Annotated in this window: 13 protein-coding genes; 5 read left to right on the forward strand and 8 right to left on the reverse strand. The window is 54.3% G+C overall.

What is annotated here, in order from left to right:
- Positions 1-15: 15 nt before the first annotated feature.
- Complete coding sequence (yccS, locus tag GRPL_RS05065) at positions 16-2,151, forward strand: YccS family putative transporter (protein WP_032700361.1); 2,136 nt, start codon at positions 16-18, stop codon at positions 2,149-2,151.
- Here the strand turns inward: yccS and GRPL_RS05060 are convergent.
- Positions 2,139-2,762, reverse strand: a complete 624-nt coding sequence (locus GRPL_RS05060; protein ID WP_032688494.1) for a TfoX/Sxy family DNA transformation protein — start codon at positions 2,760-2,762, stop codon at positions 2,139-2,141. The genes yccS and GRPL_RS05060 overlap by 13 nt on opposite strands.
- A gap of 459 nt (positions 2,763-3,221) precedes the next feature.
- Between GRPL_RS05060 and sulA the strand changes: the two genes are divergently transcribed.
- Together sulA and ompA are read left to right on the forward strand one after the other, a co-directional pair.
- A complete protein-coding gene (sulA, locus tag GRPL_RS05055; protein ID WP_032688495.1) occupies positions 3,222-3,731 on the forward strand; it encodes an SOS-induced cell division inhibitor SulA in 510 nt (169 codons plus the stop codon).
- A 352-nt stretch (positions 3,732-4,083) separates the two neighbouring features.
- On the forward strand, positions 4,084-5,154 hold the full coding sequence (gene ompA / locus GRPL_RS05050; RefSeq protein ID WP_032688496.1) for a porin OmpA: 1,071 nt from the start codon (positions 4,084-4,086) through the stop codon (positions 5,152-5,154).
- A 105-nt stretch (positions 5,155-5,259) separates the two neighbouring features.
- On the opposite strand, the gene matP is transcribed toward ompA, so the two are convergent.
- On the reverse strand, positions 5,260-5,712 hold the full coding sequence (gene matP / locus GRPL_RS05045; RefSeq protein ID WP_004860155.1) for a macrodomain Ter protein MatP: 453 nt from the start codon (positions 5,710-5,712) through the stop codon (positions 5,260-5,262).
- A gap of 185 nt (positions 5,713-5,897) precedes the next feature.
- On the opposite strand from matP, the gene GRPL_RS05040 reads away from it, so the two are divergent.
- A complete protein-coding gene (locus GRPL_RS05040; RefSeq protein ID WP_032700362.1) occupies positions 5,898-7,655 on the forward strand; it encodes an AAA family ATPase in 1,758 nt (585 codons plus the stop codon).
- A gap of 69 nt (positions 7,656-7,724) precedes the next feature.
- A complete protein-coding gene (gene fabA, locus GRPL_RS05035; protein ID WP_004860150.1) occupies positions 7,725-8,243 on the forward strand; it encodes a bifunctional 3-hydroxydecanoyl-ACP dehydratase/trans-2-decenoyl-ACP isomerase in 519 nt (172 codons plus the stop codon).
- A 66-nt stretch (positions 8,244-8,309) separates the two neighbouring features.
- Here the strand turns inward: fabA and rmf are convergent, their stop codons facing one another.
- The 6 genes from rmf to rlmKL form a co-directional block, all read right to left on the reverse strand.
- Complete coding sequence (gene rmf, locus GRPL_RS27150) at positions 8,310-8,477, reverse strand: ribosome modulation factor (RefSeq protein ID WP_004871568.1); 168 nt, start codon at positions 8,475-8,477, stop codon at positions 8,310-8,312.
- Between the two features lie 255 nt (positions 8,478-8,732).
- Positions 8,733-9,293 carry a membrane integrity-associated transporter subunit PqiC gene (gene pqiC, locus GRPL_RS05030; RefSeq protein ID WP_032688499.1) on the reverse strand — a complete coding sequence of 187 codons (561 nt, stop codon included), beginning with the start codon at positions 9,291-9,293 and terminating at the stop codon, positions 8,733-8,735.
- On the reverse strand, positions 9,293-10,930 hold the full coding sequence (gene pqiB, locus GRPL_RS05025) for an intermembrane transport protein PqiB (protein WP_032700363.1): 1,638 nt from the start codon (positions 10,928-10,930) through the stop codon (positions 9,293-9,295). Before pqiB ends, pqiC begins: the two co-directional genes overlap by 1 nt.
- Positions 10,920-12,188 (reverse strand): membrane integrity-associated transporter subunit PqiA, encoded by a 1,269-nt coding sequence (gene pqiA / locus GRPL_RS05020; protein ID WP_032688501.1) that lies wholly within the window; start codon positions 12,186-12,188, stop codon positions 10,920-10,922. Before pqiA ends, pqiB begins: the two co-directional genes overlap by 11 nt.
- A gap of 14 nt (positions 12,189-12,202) precedes the next feature.
- A complete protein-coding gene (locus GRPL_RS05015) occupies positions 12,203-14,110 on the reverse strand; it encodes an ABC transporter ATP-binding protein (RefSeq protein ID WP_032688502.1) in 1,908 nt (635 codons plus the stop codon).
- Positions 14,111-14,122: 12 nt separating this feature from the next.
- Positions 14,123-16,228: a bifunctional 23S rRNA (guanine(2069)-N(7))-methyltransferase RlmK/23S rRNA (guanine(2445)-N(2))-methyltransferase RlmL gene (rlmKL, locus tag GRPL_RS05010; RefSeq protein WP_032688503.1), complete on the reverse strand. Its 2,106-nt coding sequence runs from the start codon at positions 16,226-16,228 to the stop codon at positions 14,123-14,125.
- Positions 16,229-16,274 lie beyond the last annotated feature (46 nt).

Raw genomic sequence — 16,274 nt, forward strand, 5'->3', positions numbered from 1 at the left:
GGACGGAACACGACCATGCTTAGCCCCTTGCTACGCCGTTATACATGGAACAGTGCCTGGCTATATAACGCCAGGATTTTTATCGCACTCTGCGGCACAACCGCCGTTCCATGGTGGCTTGGCGAAGTCAAACTGACCATTCCCCTGACGCTGGGCGTGGTGGCCGCGGCATTGACCGACCTCGACGATCGTCTGGCCGGCCGGTTGCGCAATCTGGCCATCACGCTAGTGTGTTTCTTTATTGCTTCCGCTTCGGTGGAGCTACTGTTCCCCTGGCCCTGGCTGTTTGCGCTTGGGTTAACCGTATCGACCACCGGATTTATCTTGCTCGGCGGTCTGGGGCAGCGTTACGCCACCATCGCATTTGGCGCCTTGCTGATCGCCATTTATACCATGCTGGGGGTAACGCTCTACGATCGCTGGTATCTGCAGCCGTTCTTTCTGCTGACCGGTGCAGTCTGGTACAACCTGCTGACCCTCTGCGGACACCTGATTTTCCCGATTCGCCCTCTTCAGGATAATCTTGCGCGCAGCTATGAACAGCTGGCGCATTACCTGGATCTTAAATCCCGTCTGTTTGACCCGGATATTGAGGATGAGAGCCAGGCGCCGCTATATGATTTAGCCATTGCCAATGGTCAACTGGTGACGACGCTCAATCAGACCAAGGTCTCTCTGCTGACGCGTCTGCGCGGCGACCGCGGCCAGCGCGGCACCCGTCGCACATTGCAATACTACTTTGTTGCTCAGGATATTCACGAACGCGCCAGTTCATCGCACATTCAGTACCAAACGCTGCGCGATCATTTTCGCTATAGCGATGTGATGTTCCGCTTCCAGCGCATGCTGTCGATGCAGGCGCAGGCATGCCAGAAACTGTCCCGCGCGATTCTTTTACGCGAGCCCTACCAGCACGATGCCCATTTCGAGCGGGCATTTATGCACCTTGATGCCGCCCTCGACCGCGTGCAGGCCAGCGGCGCTCCGGCTGAACAGATGAAAGCGCTGGGCTTTCTGCTTAACAATCTCCGCGCTATCGACGCTCAGCTGGCAACCATTGAGTCGGCGCAAACCAGTGCCCCGGCGAACAGCGCAACCGAAAACCTGCTCGCAGACGACGGACTTAACAGTTTCAGCGATATTTGGCTGCGGCTGCGCCGCAACATGTCGCCAGAATCGGCTCTGTTCCGTCATGCGGTCAGGATGTCATTGGTCCTCTGTACCGGCTATGCGTTTATCCAGTTCACCGGCTTAAACCACGGTTACTGGATACTCCTGACCAGCCTGTTTGTCTGCCAGCCGAACTATAACGCCACCCGTCATCGACTCGCGCTGAGGATTATCGGTACCCTGATCGGGGTGGCCATAGGCCTGCCGATATTACTGCTCGTGCCATCGGTTGAAGGCCAACTGCTGCTCATTGTTCTGACCGGCGTGCTGTTCTTTGCTTTTCGCAACGTGCAGTATGCCCACGCGACGATGTTCATCACCCTGCTGGTTCTGCTGTGCTTTAACCTGCTAGGCGAAGGTTTCGAGGTCGCGCTGCCGCGTATTTTCGATACGCTGATTGGCTGTGCTATCGCCTGGGCGGCGGTGAGCTTTATCTGGCCAGACTGGAAGTTCCGCAATCTGCCACGGGCGCTGGATCAGGCTATCAACGCCAACTGCCGCTACCTCGATGCCATCCTCGAGCAATATCACCAGGGACGCGATAACCGCCTGGCCTATCGCGTTGCCCGCCGCGATGCCCATAGCCGGGATGGTGAACTGGCATCTGTGGTATCAAACCTGTCGACGGAACCGCGGGCTAACTCAGCCATGCGCGAAACGGCATTCCGTTTACTTTGCCTGAACCATACCTTTACCAGCTATATTTCCGCACTCGGTGCGCACCGGGAAAAACTCACGACTGCGGAAATTCTCGCCCTGCTTGATGATGCCGTCTGCTACGTTGATGATGCGCTGCACCACACGCCTGCCGACGAACAGCGGGTGCAGCAGGCGCTTAATAGTTTGCAGACCCGGATCCAACATCTTGAGCCCCGGGCTGACAGCAAAGAGCCGCTGGTGCTGCAGCAAATTGGTCTGCTGCTGGCGCTGTTGCCGGAAATCTGTAGGTTGCAAAAGCAGGTTGCGGTTCAACCCGAGTAAAGATCGATATTTTTGTGCTGGCTGCCGGCCCATACCTTAAGCTCCTGACGCCGCTGCGTCGGGAGCGCTGCGGAATGCACTCCGGCAATAGCCCCTTCCAGCGCATAGAGAACATTCAACGTAAGTGCTTTGTTTGATTCCCGCAATTTCAACCAGACTTTCTCCGCACCAAACTGACGGAGCATTTTTTCATCGCTCACGCCTGCGTTAATCAACAGCAGCTCCATATGAAAACTGATATTCGGGAGATCTTTTAATCTTCCGGACGCATGCTGTAGACGCTTTTCATTGCGTGCACTTTGTAATGAGGACGCCGACAGATTGAAAAGCGTTTTACTATCACCCCAGAGGGTCTCGTCAACCTGATAATATTTCAGTAAGACCGGGCGACCATTTTTTCGCATCGTCAAGAGTGGAGTGGCATGCACAACGCGATATTCCGCGCTCTGCTCACAAATTTTAAGATAGATTTCGCCCTCGGCGACCATGGCAAAAACGGTATCGTCTATGGCAAGGCTGTAGCCGCCAAAGAGCGGGCGACAGCTTATTTTGCCGAGTGGAGATAAACATTCCTGGAGTTGATGGAACCGTAAAGATGACATTTTCTTCATGATTATTCCTTTGTTAATCATGTAAATAGAAGATTATTTGTTAACGGATCCGTTAATATAGAAAATAAGTGACTTCGTATATTGCAGCAAGATGATTTTTACACTGTTCAACATTTAATCATCATTTTGCGAGGGGCTTTCAGAAAACAGTCTGGCGGGAATACCCGATATATAAGTAATAAATACGCCAGCCCTGCTCACTGAAATGCCGGTGAATAGTTTGGCAAGCCGCATGGTAAATTGGGCAATGTGCATATAGCGCTGGACCAGGCGCTTGGCTTGCGCCACGACGATTGGTGATAAGAATCGCGCTCTCCGCTCTCCCCACCAGAACGCTCAGGCGCGGAATCGACAAAAATCATGTACAATTTTCAACCAATGAAGCGATAAATGAGGTTGATCTTTTCCCCTGCTGGATATACTGTATATTCATACAGTAACCCACAGGCGGGATAGACTATGTTTACTTCAGCTTACGCAAATCGTTCATCACTGACTTCTGCTTCAGTACGTCGCCCTTCACATGACGTTGTCGAACAACCGGCCAGCGGGCTGATCAGTGAAATTGTCTACCGTGAAGATCAACCGATGATGACACAATTACTCCTGCTACCTTTATTACAGCAGCTCGGCCAGCAGTCACGCTGGCAGCTCTGGCTGACGCCGAAGCAGAAATTGAGTCGCGAATGGGTTCAGTCTTCCGGATTACCGCTGTCGAAGGTTATGCAGATTAATCAGCTCTCCCCTTTCAACACCGTCGAGTCGATGATCCGCGCGCTGCGCACTGGGAATTACAGTGTGGTGATTGGCTGGCTGGCAGATGAGCTGGCGGCAGAAGAGCATGAACGCCTGGCCATTGCCGCACAAGAGGGTAATGCAATGGGGTTTATCATGCGGCCGGTTGGAAATACGAACCAGGCTGGGAGACAACTCAGCGGGCTAAAAATTCACTCGAATTTGTATCATTAAGCCAAATTAGGATTAATCCTGGAATTTTTTTTGCTTACAACAATACCCTTTTTAAAACAGGGTGATTTGTAGCGGAATGCCTGTCTGATGCGGTTTCGCGGCTTTATTTGGTGAATAAAAATTAACCATATTTGTTAAATCTTGTGTACACAACCCTTTTTTTTCATATGCCTGACGGAGTTCACACTTGTAAGTTTCGAACTAAGTTGTAGACTTTACATCGCCAGGGGTGATCGGCTTACGCTGCATGTATCAGCATAGTTAACAACAAGTCACGCCCCGGGTGAAGGATTTAACCGTGAGGTCTTTTGTAACTTCATGGCGAATTTTGGATGATAATGAGGCGCAAAAAATGAAAAAGACAGCTATCGCGATTGCAGTGGCACTGGCTGGCTTCGCTACCGTAGCGCAGGCCGCACCGAAAGATAACACCTGGTATGCAGGTGGTAAACTGGGCTGGTCCCAGTATCACGATACCGGTTTCTACGGTAACGGTTTCCAGAACAACAACGGCCCGACCCGTAACGATCAGCTGGGTGCTGGTGCGTTCGGTGGTTATCAGGTTAACCCGTACCTCGGTTTTGAAATGGGTTACGACTGGCTGGGCCGTATGGCTTATAAAGGCAGCGTAGACAACGGCGCTTTCAAAGCTCAGGGCGTTCAGCTGACTGCTAAACTGGGTTACCCGATCACTGACGATCTGGATATCTATACCCGTCTGGGTGGTATGGTCTGGCGTGCAGATGCTGACGGCAACTACGGTTCTACCGGCGTATCCCGCAGCGAACACGACACTGGCGTATCCCCGGTATTTGCTGGTGGTTTAGAGTGGGCTGTTACTCGTGACATCGCTACCCGTCTGGAATACCAGTGGGTTAACAACATCGGTGACGCAGGTACCGTTGGCGCGCGTCCTGACAACGGCATGCTGAGCCTGGGTGTTTCTTACCGTTTCGGTCAGGAAGAAGCAGCTCCGGTTGTTGCTCCGGCACCGGCACCGGCTCCGGAAGTGACGACTAAGCACTTCACTCTGAAGTCTGACGTTCTGTTCAACTTCAACAAATCTACCCTGAAACCGGAAGGTCAGCAGGCACTGGATCAGCTGTACACTCAGCTGAGCAACATGGATCCGAAAGACGGTTCTGCAGTGGTTCTGGGCTACACCGACCGTATCGGTTCTGACGCTTACAACCAGCAGCTGTCTGAGAAACGTGCTCAGTCCGTTGTTGATTACCTGGTATCTAAAGGTATCCCGGCTGGCAAAATCTCCGCACGTGGTATGGGTGAATCCAACCCGGTTACCGGCAATACCTGTGACAACGTGAAAGCTCGCGCTGCACTGATCGACTGCCTGGGCCCAGATCGTCGCGTAGAGATCGAAGTTAAAGGTTACAAAGACGTAGTAACTCAGCCGCAGGCTTAAGTTTTACTACCGATAAAAAACCCCGCTTTTGCGGGGTTTTTTTTGGACTTATTTCTGGCATCAACACATAGCCTGCCCGATACTGTCTCGCCCTGTCCTCTGCAGCTACTCTTTCCCCAACAGCACCTGTAAATCATGCTTCAGGCTGGACATTTTACTGGCGTACTTCTCTTTATGCTCGGCGTCTTCAATCAACTGTACGATGGTTTCAGACAGGGTTTTCCCACGCCGCTGCGCGAGTCCCGCCAGGCGCTGCCAGACGATAAACTCCAGGTCGATCGATTTTTTACGCGTGTGCAGATGCTCAGCGTTGAAGTGCCGTTTCCGACGCGCGCGGATTGTCTGCTTCATCCGGTTCATTAACTCCGGATTCATATGCTGCTCAATCCAGGTATGCACCAGAACAGGTTCATTTTCGAGCGTCAGTAAGACATCGACCGCGGCTTTCGCTGCGCTGGCTTCAATGTAGCGGGTAATCAGCTCACCTTCCCGGTGCTTTTTTACCAGATATTTCCATTTCCAGCCGCTTTCAAGATTTTCCAGTTGTTGATATTTCATTGCGATCTCAATGTGACCGTGTAACTCATTTCAGGATATCAGTTTTTTCCCAATGTGCTGAGAATAAATCATCATTCGTGATGCAGGTAACCCGGTAATCATCACGGCAAACGCAATCCCCCGTGTGCTCAGACGCAGCATCAGGTATAATCGCGCGTTTTACATCTGACTAAAAAACAGCGACTTTGACCATTACGAAACTTACCCGAAACGACCTTGCTCCTGATACGGAAAGTTATCAGGCGCTGTTTGCACAAGCCGATTTAGCTCAGGCAGAAGATGGCCTCTCCGGCGAACTGCAGCCCCGTTTATTCTATGGTCTGGAGCAGCTTCTGGTGACTCCGACCATCTCGCCATTCATGCTGGTGAAAGCCCCGGAAGAACCGGAGTACCTGCAGTGGCTGGCGACGGAAACGCGAACCTTACATGAGCCTGCCGCACCGCTCTACGGTGTGCGCTATCAGGTCAATGGCGGCAACGTCACCCTCACCCCGGCTAAAGATGCCGACGATAATTTTGCCAGCTCCGCACCGGTTGAATCTGCCGACTGGATAGAAGCAGAGCAGCTCTTTGGCTGCGTACGGCAATTCAACGGCGAAATCACTCTCCAGCCAGGACTGGTGCACCGGGCCAACGGCGGCGTACTGATTATCTCTCTGCGCGCGTTACTCGCTCAACCGCTGCTCTGGATGCGCCTGAAAAGCATGGTCGCCCGCCAGCGCTTTGACTGGCTGTCCATTGACGAGTCTCGTCCTCTGCCGGTCGCGATTCCCTCTATGCCGCTCAGCCTGAAGGTGATTCTGGTTGGGGAGCGTGATTCATTGGCCGATTTCCAGGAGATGGAGCCCGAACTCTCCGCTCAGGCGATTTACAGCGAATACGAAGAGAATCTACAGATTGCCGATGCGGATACGCTCAAGCTGTGGTGTCAGTGGGTCGGGAAAAACGCGCAGCAGCTCGGACTACCGGAACTGGCCGCTGACGCCTGGCCCCTGTTGATTCAGGAAGCCGCGCGTTATACCGGCGATCAGGAGACATTACCGCTGTGCCCGCTCTGGATAGCCCGTCAGCTGCGAGAAGCAGCGGCGTTCTGCGAAGGTGGGCAGATCACCGCGGAAGAGATGCAAACCATGCTGGCCCGGCGCGAGTGGCGTGAAGGCTATCTCGCCGAGCGGATTCAGGATGAAATCCTGCAAGAGCAGATAATGATTGAAACCGAAGGCGAATGCATCGGCCAGATTAACGCCTTGTCGGTCATCGAATTCCCCGGACATCCGCGTCCGTTTGGCGAACCGTCTCGCATCAGCTGCGTCGTACACATCGGTGACGGTGAGTTCATCGACGTTGAACGTAAGGCGGAGCTGGGTGGCAACATCCATGCCAAAGGCATGATGATCATGCAGGCGTTCCTGATGTCCGAGCTGGAGCTCGAACAGCAGCTCCCCTTCACGGCTTCGCTGACCTTCGAACAATCCTACAGTGAAGTCGACGGCGACAGCGCCTCGATGGCCGAGCTATGTGCGCTAATCAGTGCTCTCGCCGGCGTACCGATTAATCAGAGCATTGCCATTACCGGTTCCGTCGATCAGTTTGGTCGCGTGCAGCCGGTAGGCGGCCTTAATGAGAAGATCGAAGGCTTTTTCACCATTTGCCAGCAGCGCGGATTAACCGGTAAGCAAGGGGTCATTATTCCTGCGGCAAATATCCGCCACCTGAGTCTGGCAGCAGAACTCCGGCAGGCCGTCGCTGACGAGCAGTTTTTCATCTGGGCGGTGGAAGATGTCACGGAAGCGCTGCCGGTTCTGACCCAGCTGCTATGGGATGGCGAAGGGCAAACTTTACGGCAAACCATCCAGGAACGGATCGCGCAGGCGACGCAGCAAGAGAGTCGTCATCGTTTTCCGTGGCCGCTACGCTGGTTAGGTGGTTCAGGTTCTAACTGATCGGACTTGTTCAGCTTACACGTGTTAGCTATCCTGCGTCCCGAACTCAAAATAAGGCTTACTGAAAACATGGTAGATAAACGCGAATCCTATACGAAAGAAGACCTTCTTGCCTCTGGCCGTGGTGAACTGTTTGGCGCAAAAGGCCCACAGTTACCCGCGCCGAATATGCTGATGATGGACCGCGTCATCAAAATGACTGAGACGGGTGGTAACTACGATAAAGGTTATGTTGAAGCAGAACTCGATATTAACCCGGACCTGTGGTTCTTCGGTTGCCACTTTATCGGCGATCCGGTTATGCCTGGCTGTCTGGGGCTGGATGCCATGTGGCAGCTGGTAGGCTTCTATCTGGGCTGGCTCGGTGGCGAAGGCAAAGGCCGCGCGCTGGGAGTTGGCGAGGTGAAATTCACCGGCCAGGTACTGCCGACGGCAAAGAAAGTCACTTACCGTATTCACTTCAAACGCGTTGTTAACCGTCGTCTGATTATGGGCCTGGCGGATGGTGAAGTGCTGGTTGACGATCGTCTGATCTACACCGCAAACGATCTGAAAGTGGGTCTGTTCCAGGATACGTCCGCATTCTGATAAGCAGCAATGCTTGAAAAAGGCGAAGCCCCCGCTCTGCGGAGGCTTCTTTTTTTAAAGAGACAGTCAGGCAGTTTGTACCCTGTCCTCCATGGCTTCTCGCCAGCCTCCTAGCCAGTAGGACCTTTGGTTCAAGGTCTGGTAGGGACACATTTCTTTCGATCTTCCGGTTATCCCGGCCTGGTATCCACGTTGATGTGCCCGTTCCAGGCGATCTCGTTTTTGTCTCTTCATGCCTCGTTTCCCTCATTATTTGATCTGGTGGAAAAGAAAACAGTGGTCACTAAATATGCAACCACGGTTAACGAATACCGCGAATCAGAGGCAACGTCAATGCGCAAAATTCACGCCATTGTCATAATTGTGAGCTACATGAAAATTCATTTGTACAAAAAATGTGAACCGGCACAAGTAACGATCTGACGAGACAAATAAAAAACCGCGGGGGTTTTTCAGTCCACCGCGGCGCTTCATTTTCATTCATTTTACTTATGGCAGGCGATTCAATTCGCTGGCAATTGCCGTGGCTTCCTGAGACCAGGCCTGAGCCAGAGTCTTCACCATCGCATCATAGCCATCCTGCTGCTGCTTAAGCTCAATATTGAACGGGCGCTTAATCAGCTGACCCTGGTGCTTCAGCAACCACTCACCGCTAACGATGACCCGGCCATCGTAACGGCCATGGAAGCCATTAACCGCCACATTGAGCGTATCCTGTTCGCTGCCCAGAGGCTGCGAAGCAACCACCCAGCCCGGAAGCTGAGCACTCAGATTCGCCACCAGCGTGGTACGCAGCTGCTGATCGAGCGGGCTGGCCCACAGATTGTTATTGGCAATGACATACTGCACGTCACTGGTCTGATAGACCACCCCGTTGCCCGCCAGATAATCCGGGATGCTGACCTGTTCAACCCACAGCAGGTTTTTGCTTTGGTGGGCGGCGCTTTGTGCGCCGCTTTGTACAACCGGAAGCTGATAGTAGGTTTTATTTTCCCCACTGCTGCAGGCCGCCAACGCGCAGGCCGCAGCCACAATTAGCCATTTTTTCATTATTTTGCTCCCTTCGGCTGAGGATCTTTCTTATCCTTGGCCTCGAATACCAGCGCATTGCTCTTATCATTGAGCGTTTTCAGTACCGGCTGCAGTTCGCGAAGAACCTGATCCAGTCGCTGCATATCGGCCACCATTTTATTGTATGCCGCCGAGCCAGGCTGGAAGCCCTGCATACTGCGGTTCAGTTCGCGCAGCGTATTCTGCATATCGCCAGGAAGCTGCTGCATTGACGGGCTTGCCGCTATCTTGTTCAGGCTATCCAGCGTGGTCTGAACGTGCTGCATCGTTTTTTCACTTTGCGCCAGCGTGGTGGTCGCTTGTTCCAGCAGCGGGTTTATCGGCAGGTTGTTAATCTTATCCAGCGCTTCCATCAGACGCTGCTGGATCTGCGCCAGACCACCGCTGATTGTTGGAATGATCGGATAGGTTCCAAACTCCTGAATCTTGCCGCGCGGAGGCGCCTTCGGATAGAAGTCGAGATCGATATACAGCGCGCCGGTCACCAGGTTCCCTGTTTTCAGCGATCCCCGCAAGCCGCGATTAATCAGATCATCAATATGCGTACGGATATTTGGATCGCCGCCGAGCTGACTGATCAGCCGTTCTGGTTCAATACGGACTTCCACCGGGATGCGGTAGTCTTCATTCAGGTGCTGATACAGTCCTGGAATAAAGAACGGCACTTTCCCGACGGTACCCAGGCGAATTCCACGGAACTCGACCGGAGCTCCCGGCTGCAGCCCGCGCACGGAGTCTTTAAAGAACATGACGTAGTCAATATGCTGGGTAAAGACTGAATCCTGAATGCTCTTCTGATCGTCAAAGAGATGGTAGCCCGTTTTGTTCGCCACCGGCTCGCCCATATCCAGACCTTCCGGGATATCAAAGCTGACGCCGCCGCCGAACAGGGTCGCCAGCGATCCCATCTCCACGCGCATCCCGGATGAAGAAAGATCGACCGCAATACCGCTGTCTTTCCAGAAGCGGACGTTGGTTGTGACCAGACGATCGTTGGGCGCATTGATAAACAGCTGATAGGTGATCCTGCGCTTTTGGGCATCAAAGGAACTGGTTTCCACCGATCCAACGCGATAGCCACGGAAAAGTACCGGATCGCCAGGCGACAGCTGACCCGCTTTATTACTCTCCAGCAGGATACGGATCCCTTTTGCATCCGGTGAAGCCAGCGGCGGAGAATCCAGCAGCGGGAAACGGGCGGGTTCCCCACCTTTCGTCCCCGGCTGCAGTTCAATATACGCTCCGGACAGCAGCGTGCCGAGTCCACTGATCCCTTCACGTCCTACCTGCGGTTTGACGACCCAAAAAACGGAATCTTCATGCAACAGTTTCTTCATGCCGGCGTTCAGCCGGGCTTTAATCTCTACGTGCGTCAGATCGTCGGTCAACGTTGCGCTCTCGACTACCCCCACATCCACGCTGCGGCTTTTAATCCGGGTTTTCCCCCCTTCAATCCCTTCAGCGTTGGTGGTGATCAGCGTCACCTCCGGCCCTTGATGGCTGTAGTGATAAAAAAGAATCCACGCGCCGATTAGCACAGTGACGATGGGGAAGATCCACACGGGTGACCAGTTCTTCACCTTTTGCACTTTCGCTTCTCCGCTCTTATTTTCCATGCTGCTGCATTTCCTCATGGCTTGAATCTGGTTCACGGTCCCACAACAAACGAGGGTCAAAGGTCATGGCTGAGAACATTGTCATGACAACAACGAGCGCAAACATCACCGCCCCGATCGCAGGATAGATACTCATCAACCCTCCCATGCGCACCAGCGCCGAGAGCACAGCGATGACAAAAACATCAATCATTGACCAGCGGCCAACAAACTCCACAATTTCGTAAATCAGGTGCATGCGCTCCGAATCACGCTGCCCGTTACCGTTAGCGTTCCAGCACAGCCAGGCAATGGCGAGCATTTTCAGCGTCGGTACCATAATACTGGCAATAAATATCACCAGCGCCACCGGGTATGAACCTTCACTCCACAGCAGGATCACCCCTGCCATAATCGTTGACGGCAATTTATCGCCCAGTAAATCGGTAATCATGATCGGCATGATATTAGCGGGCAGATAAAGGACGCATGAGGTCAGCAGCAGGGCCAGCGTCCACTGCAGGCTATGTTTGCGTCGCGCGGTACCTTTTGTCTGACAGCGGGGACAAACGGCTTCATCAGCGGGCAAAACCGCGGTACAGCACGAACATGAACGGAGTCCCTGGCGGATCCCCGTCACGCCGATCTTCAGCGGCTGCGTCACCGCCGGCATCGGGGCAATATCGTCCCACAACCAGCGTCGGTCTACGCACTGCAGCGCTCGCAGCTGCAGCATGCAGAACAGACACCAGGGAGCGAAGCTTAAGCCGACGCCGATATCACCGTATGCCATCAGCTTGACGAAGCTCACCAGCACCCCGGCGAGGAAAATCTCCGCCATTCCCCAGGTTTTGAGGTGAAACAGAATGCGCGCCAGAAACGCCTTTAACGCGCGCGGCATATGGATGCGGTTGACCAGTAGCAGAATGGTGACCAGACAAAAAGCGGGCACCAGCTGTACGAAGAGTAAAAAGAAGGTGCCGAGGCTGGCGTAATCTTCGCTAAACAGCACCCCGGGGATTTCCAGCAGCTTGATTTCGCTGCTGAGACCGCTCACCTGCATATCCACGAAGGGAAACAGGTTGGCCAACAGCAGCATAAATAATGCCACCAGCGCATAGGCTGTAGGACGCTGCCGGGGCGCGTCCCACGAAGTTGTCAGCGTCGTGCCACAGCGCGGGCATACGGCTTTCTGGCGATGCTCCAGCTGCGGCAAAGCCACCAGCAAATCACATTGTGGGCACAGAATATGCCGCGCAGCATGATGATGATCGCACATGAAAACTCCTCAGCTTATGCGCCGTTTTTTAATCCTTCGAGATATTCCCAGCGTTCAAAGGCTGTTTCCAGCGCCTGTTCCGCCTCGGCCAGCTGTGCCAGCACCTGCTGTGTATGATCATGGGACTGGCCAAAGAAAGAAGGATCGGCAACCTGTTCCTGCAGCGTTTGCAGTTGGGTTTCCAGTTCTTCGAGCCGTTGCGGCAACTGTTCCAGTTCGCGCTGCAGGTTATAGCTTAGTTTGCCTGACGCTCGTTTGACACTTTCTGCTTTCGGTTGAGCAGCTTCTACCGCTTTTTTGCTAATCTGCTGCTTTTGCGCCAGATACTGCGCTTGCTGACCGCGGGCGTCGTGATAGCCGCCGACGTATTGCCCGATGCGCCCTTCCCCTTCGAAGATCCAGCACTCGGTAACGGTATTATCGACGAATTGACGGTCGTGGCTGACCAGCATCACGGTGCCCTGATAGCCGTCGACCAGCTCTTCCAGCAGCTCGAGGGTCTCGACATCCAGATCGTTTGTCGGTTCATCGAGGATCAGCAGGTTGCTCGGCTTCAGGAACAGACGCGCCAGCAGCAGGCGGTTACGCTCACCGCCGGACAGCGCGCGAACCGGTGTCATCGCGCGTTTCGGATGGAACATGAAGTCCTGCAGGTAGCCCAGAACGTGACGCGGCTTGCCGTTGACCATCACTTCCTGCTTGCCTTCCGCAAGGTTGTCCATCACCGTTTTATCCGGGTCAAGCTCCGCGCGGTGCTGGTCGAAGTAGGCCACTTCCAGCTTGGTCCCGACGTGAATACGCCCGCTATCCGCCTTCAGCTGACCAAGCATCAATTTCAGCAGCGTGGTTTTCCCACAGCCGTTTGGACCAATCAGGGCGATTTTGTCACCGCGCTGGATCTGGGCGCTGAAATCTTTAATCAGGACCTTGCCATCAACCTGGTAGTTGACGTTCTCCATTTCGAAGACAATCTTACCCGAGCGAGCAGCCTCTTCGACCTGCATCTTCGCGCTGCCCATCACTTCACGGCGCTCGCCACGTTCGCGGCGCATGGCTTTCAGTGCCCGCACCCGCCCTTCGTTACGGGTACGACGCGCTTTGATCCCCTGACGGATCCACACCTCTTCCTGCGCCAGTTTACGATCGAATTCCGCATTCTGGAGCTCTTCGACGCGCAGCGCTTCTTCTTTATCCAGCAGATACTGATCGTAGTTCCCCGGGTAGGTCACCAGCTTGCCGCGATCGAGATCGACAATCCGCGTCGCCATGTTGCGAATAAAGGAACGGTCGTGCGAGATGAAAATAATGGTCCCTTTGAAGGTCTTGAGGAAACCTTCCAGCCAGTCAATGGTTTCAATATCCAGGTGGTTGGTCGGTTCATCGAGCAGCAGCACGCGCGGCCCGCTGACCAGGGCACGGCCGAGAGCCGCTTTACGCAGCCAGCCGCCGGAAAGCGAGGAGAGCTCGGCGTTGGGATCGAGATTAAGCTGCTCCAGCACTTCGTTAATACGGCTATCGAGCTGCCACAGCCCTAAATTATCCAGTTGCTCCTGCAGACGCGCCAGTTCATTCAGGTTCTTGTCGCTCGGGTCGGTCATTACCAACTGCGAAACATCGTGATAGCCTTTGAGGTAGGCCGCCTGCTCGGCGATACCTTCCGCAACGAAATCATAGACGGTTCCGGTCACATTGCGCGGCGGATCCTGCTGCAGTCGCGCGACCACCAGATCCTGCTCATAAATAATGCGCCCGTCATCCAGCCCCTGCTCCCGGTTAAGGATTTTCATCAGGGTGGATTTGCCCGCGCCGTTACGCCCGACCAGACAGACGCGCTCGTTATCTTCGATATGCAACTCGGCATTATCCAGCAGCGGAGAGTCGCTGAAGGAGAGCCAGGCACCATGCATACTAATTAATGACATTCTTTATTCCTTTCAGGCTGCAGTAATCAGCCAGCAGTTGTGGATCTGACGGTTACGGGCGAAATCCTGAGACAGCGTTTTTTGGGTAATTTCTTGCGCTTTCAGCCCCAGTTGCGCCAGCCCGTCATGATCCATACGGAAACCGCGTTTGTTATTCGAGAACATAATCGTGCCGCCTTTGCGCAGCAGACGTTTGAGATCGGTCATCAGACGCAGATGGTCGCGCTGCACGTCGAAGGCATCTTCCATGCGTTTTGAGTTAGAGAACGTCGGCGGATCGATAAAGATCAGATCGAACTGTTCATCGCTCTCGCGCAGCCAGCCCAGCACGTCAGCCTGCATCAGACGATGCGCGCGTCCGGTTAAGCCGTTGAGGCGCAGGTTACGTTCGGCCCATTCGAGATAAGTACGCGACATATCGACGGTGGTCGTCGAACGCGCCCCGCCAAGGCCGGCATGAACGCTGGCGCTGCCGGTGTAGGCGAAGAGGTTGAGGAAGTCCTTGCCTTTACTCATCTGGCCCAGCATGCGACGCGCAATACGGTGGTCAAGGAACAGACCGGTATCCAGATAGTCGGTCAGGTTGACCCACAGACGCGCGTTATACTCCTGAACCTCGAGGAAATCGCCCTTCTCGGCCATTTTCTGATACTGGTTTTTCCCTTTCTGCCGCTCGCGGGTTTTCAACACCAGCTTATTCGGCGCAATGCCAAGCACGGAGATCGTTGCCGCGATAATATCGAACAGACGCTGACGCGCTTTATGCGCATCAACCGTCTTCGGCGGCGCATACTCCTGTACCACAACCCACTCGCCGTAGCGGTCGATCGCGACGTTATACTCCGGCAAATCGGCATCATACAGGCGGTAACACTCAATCCCTTCCTGACGCGCCCATTTCTCGTATTTCTTCAGATTTTTGCGCAGACGGTTAGCGAAATCTTCCGCCAGGGAGACCGCGCCGCTGCCGTCGTTTTCCGCCAGATGGTAGTTCTTCTGTACGCAGTCCAGCGGGCCATTCTTGGCTTTAAACTGCTTGTCTGCGCGCAATTGCAGGCAGCTCAGAAGCTCCGGCGAAGCGCTGAACAGCGACAGGTTCCAGCCGCCAAACTGGGTTTTCATCGTCCGCCCAAGCAGGCTATGCAGGGCAATCAGCGCCGGCTCGCTTTCAAGACGTTCGCCGTACGGCGGGTTGCTGATAACGGTTCCGTACGGGCCTTTTGGCAGCGGATTGCTGAGTTGGGCGACATCTTTCGCTTCAAATGCGATCAGTTCGCCGACGCCCGCGCGACGGGCGTTGCTGCGCGCGCGTTCAATGACGCGGGCATCGACGTCAGAACCATAGAAACGCGACTCATAGGCCGCCAGCCCTTTACGTGCTCGGGTCTGCGCTTCGGCCTTCACCTCTTTCCAGACCGCGTCATCATGCTGCAGCCAGCCGTTGAAGCCCCAGTGACCGCGATGCAGGCCCGGCGCACGATCGGTCGCCAGCATGGCGGCTTCAATCAGCAGCGTACCGGAACCGCACATTGGATCGAGCAGCGGCGTCCCCGGAACCCAGCCAGAGCGCATGACGATCGCCGAAGCGAGCGTCTCTTTGATCGGCGCCATGCCGGTGCCGTCGCGGTAGCCGCGCAGATGCAGACCTTCGCCGCTAAGATCGAGTGAAATGTGCGCCGTTTCTTTATTCAGCCAGACATTAATCCGCAGATCGGGGTTTTCACGATCGACGTTGGGTCGCGGCAGATTTTTACGCGTGAAGCTATCGACGATCGCATCTTTAACCTTTAACGCCCCGTACTGACTGTTGCGAATCTCATCGTTCAGCCCGCTAAAATGAACGGCGAAGGTGGCGTCAGGGGTGAAAATCTCCGTCCACGGAATGGCCTGCACACCGAGGTACAGATCCAGGTCGCTATACACGCTACACTGGCCCAGCGGCAGCATGATGCGCGAAGCCAGTCGGCTCCACATCAGGCTTTGATACAGCAGGCGCGTATCTCCCTGAAAATGGACCCCGCCCTGGACTACCTGGCAGTCCACCGCGCCAAGTGCTTCCAGTTCAGTTTTTAACAGCTCTTCAAGGCCACGAGCCGTACTGGCAAACAGAGAATTCATATCGTCACTTTTACTAAAAGAAAATTGTTGCGCATTATAGCCAATA

This window comes from Klebsiella planticola ATCC 33531 (assembly GCF_000735435.1).
Lineage (GTDB): Bacteria > Pseudomonadota > Gammaproteobacteria > Enterobacterales > Enterobacteriaceae > Klebsiella > Klebsiella planticola.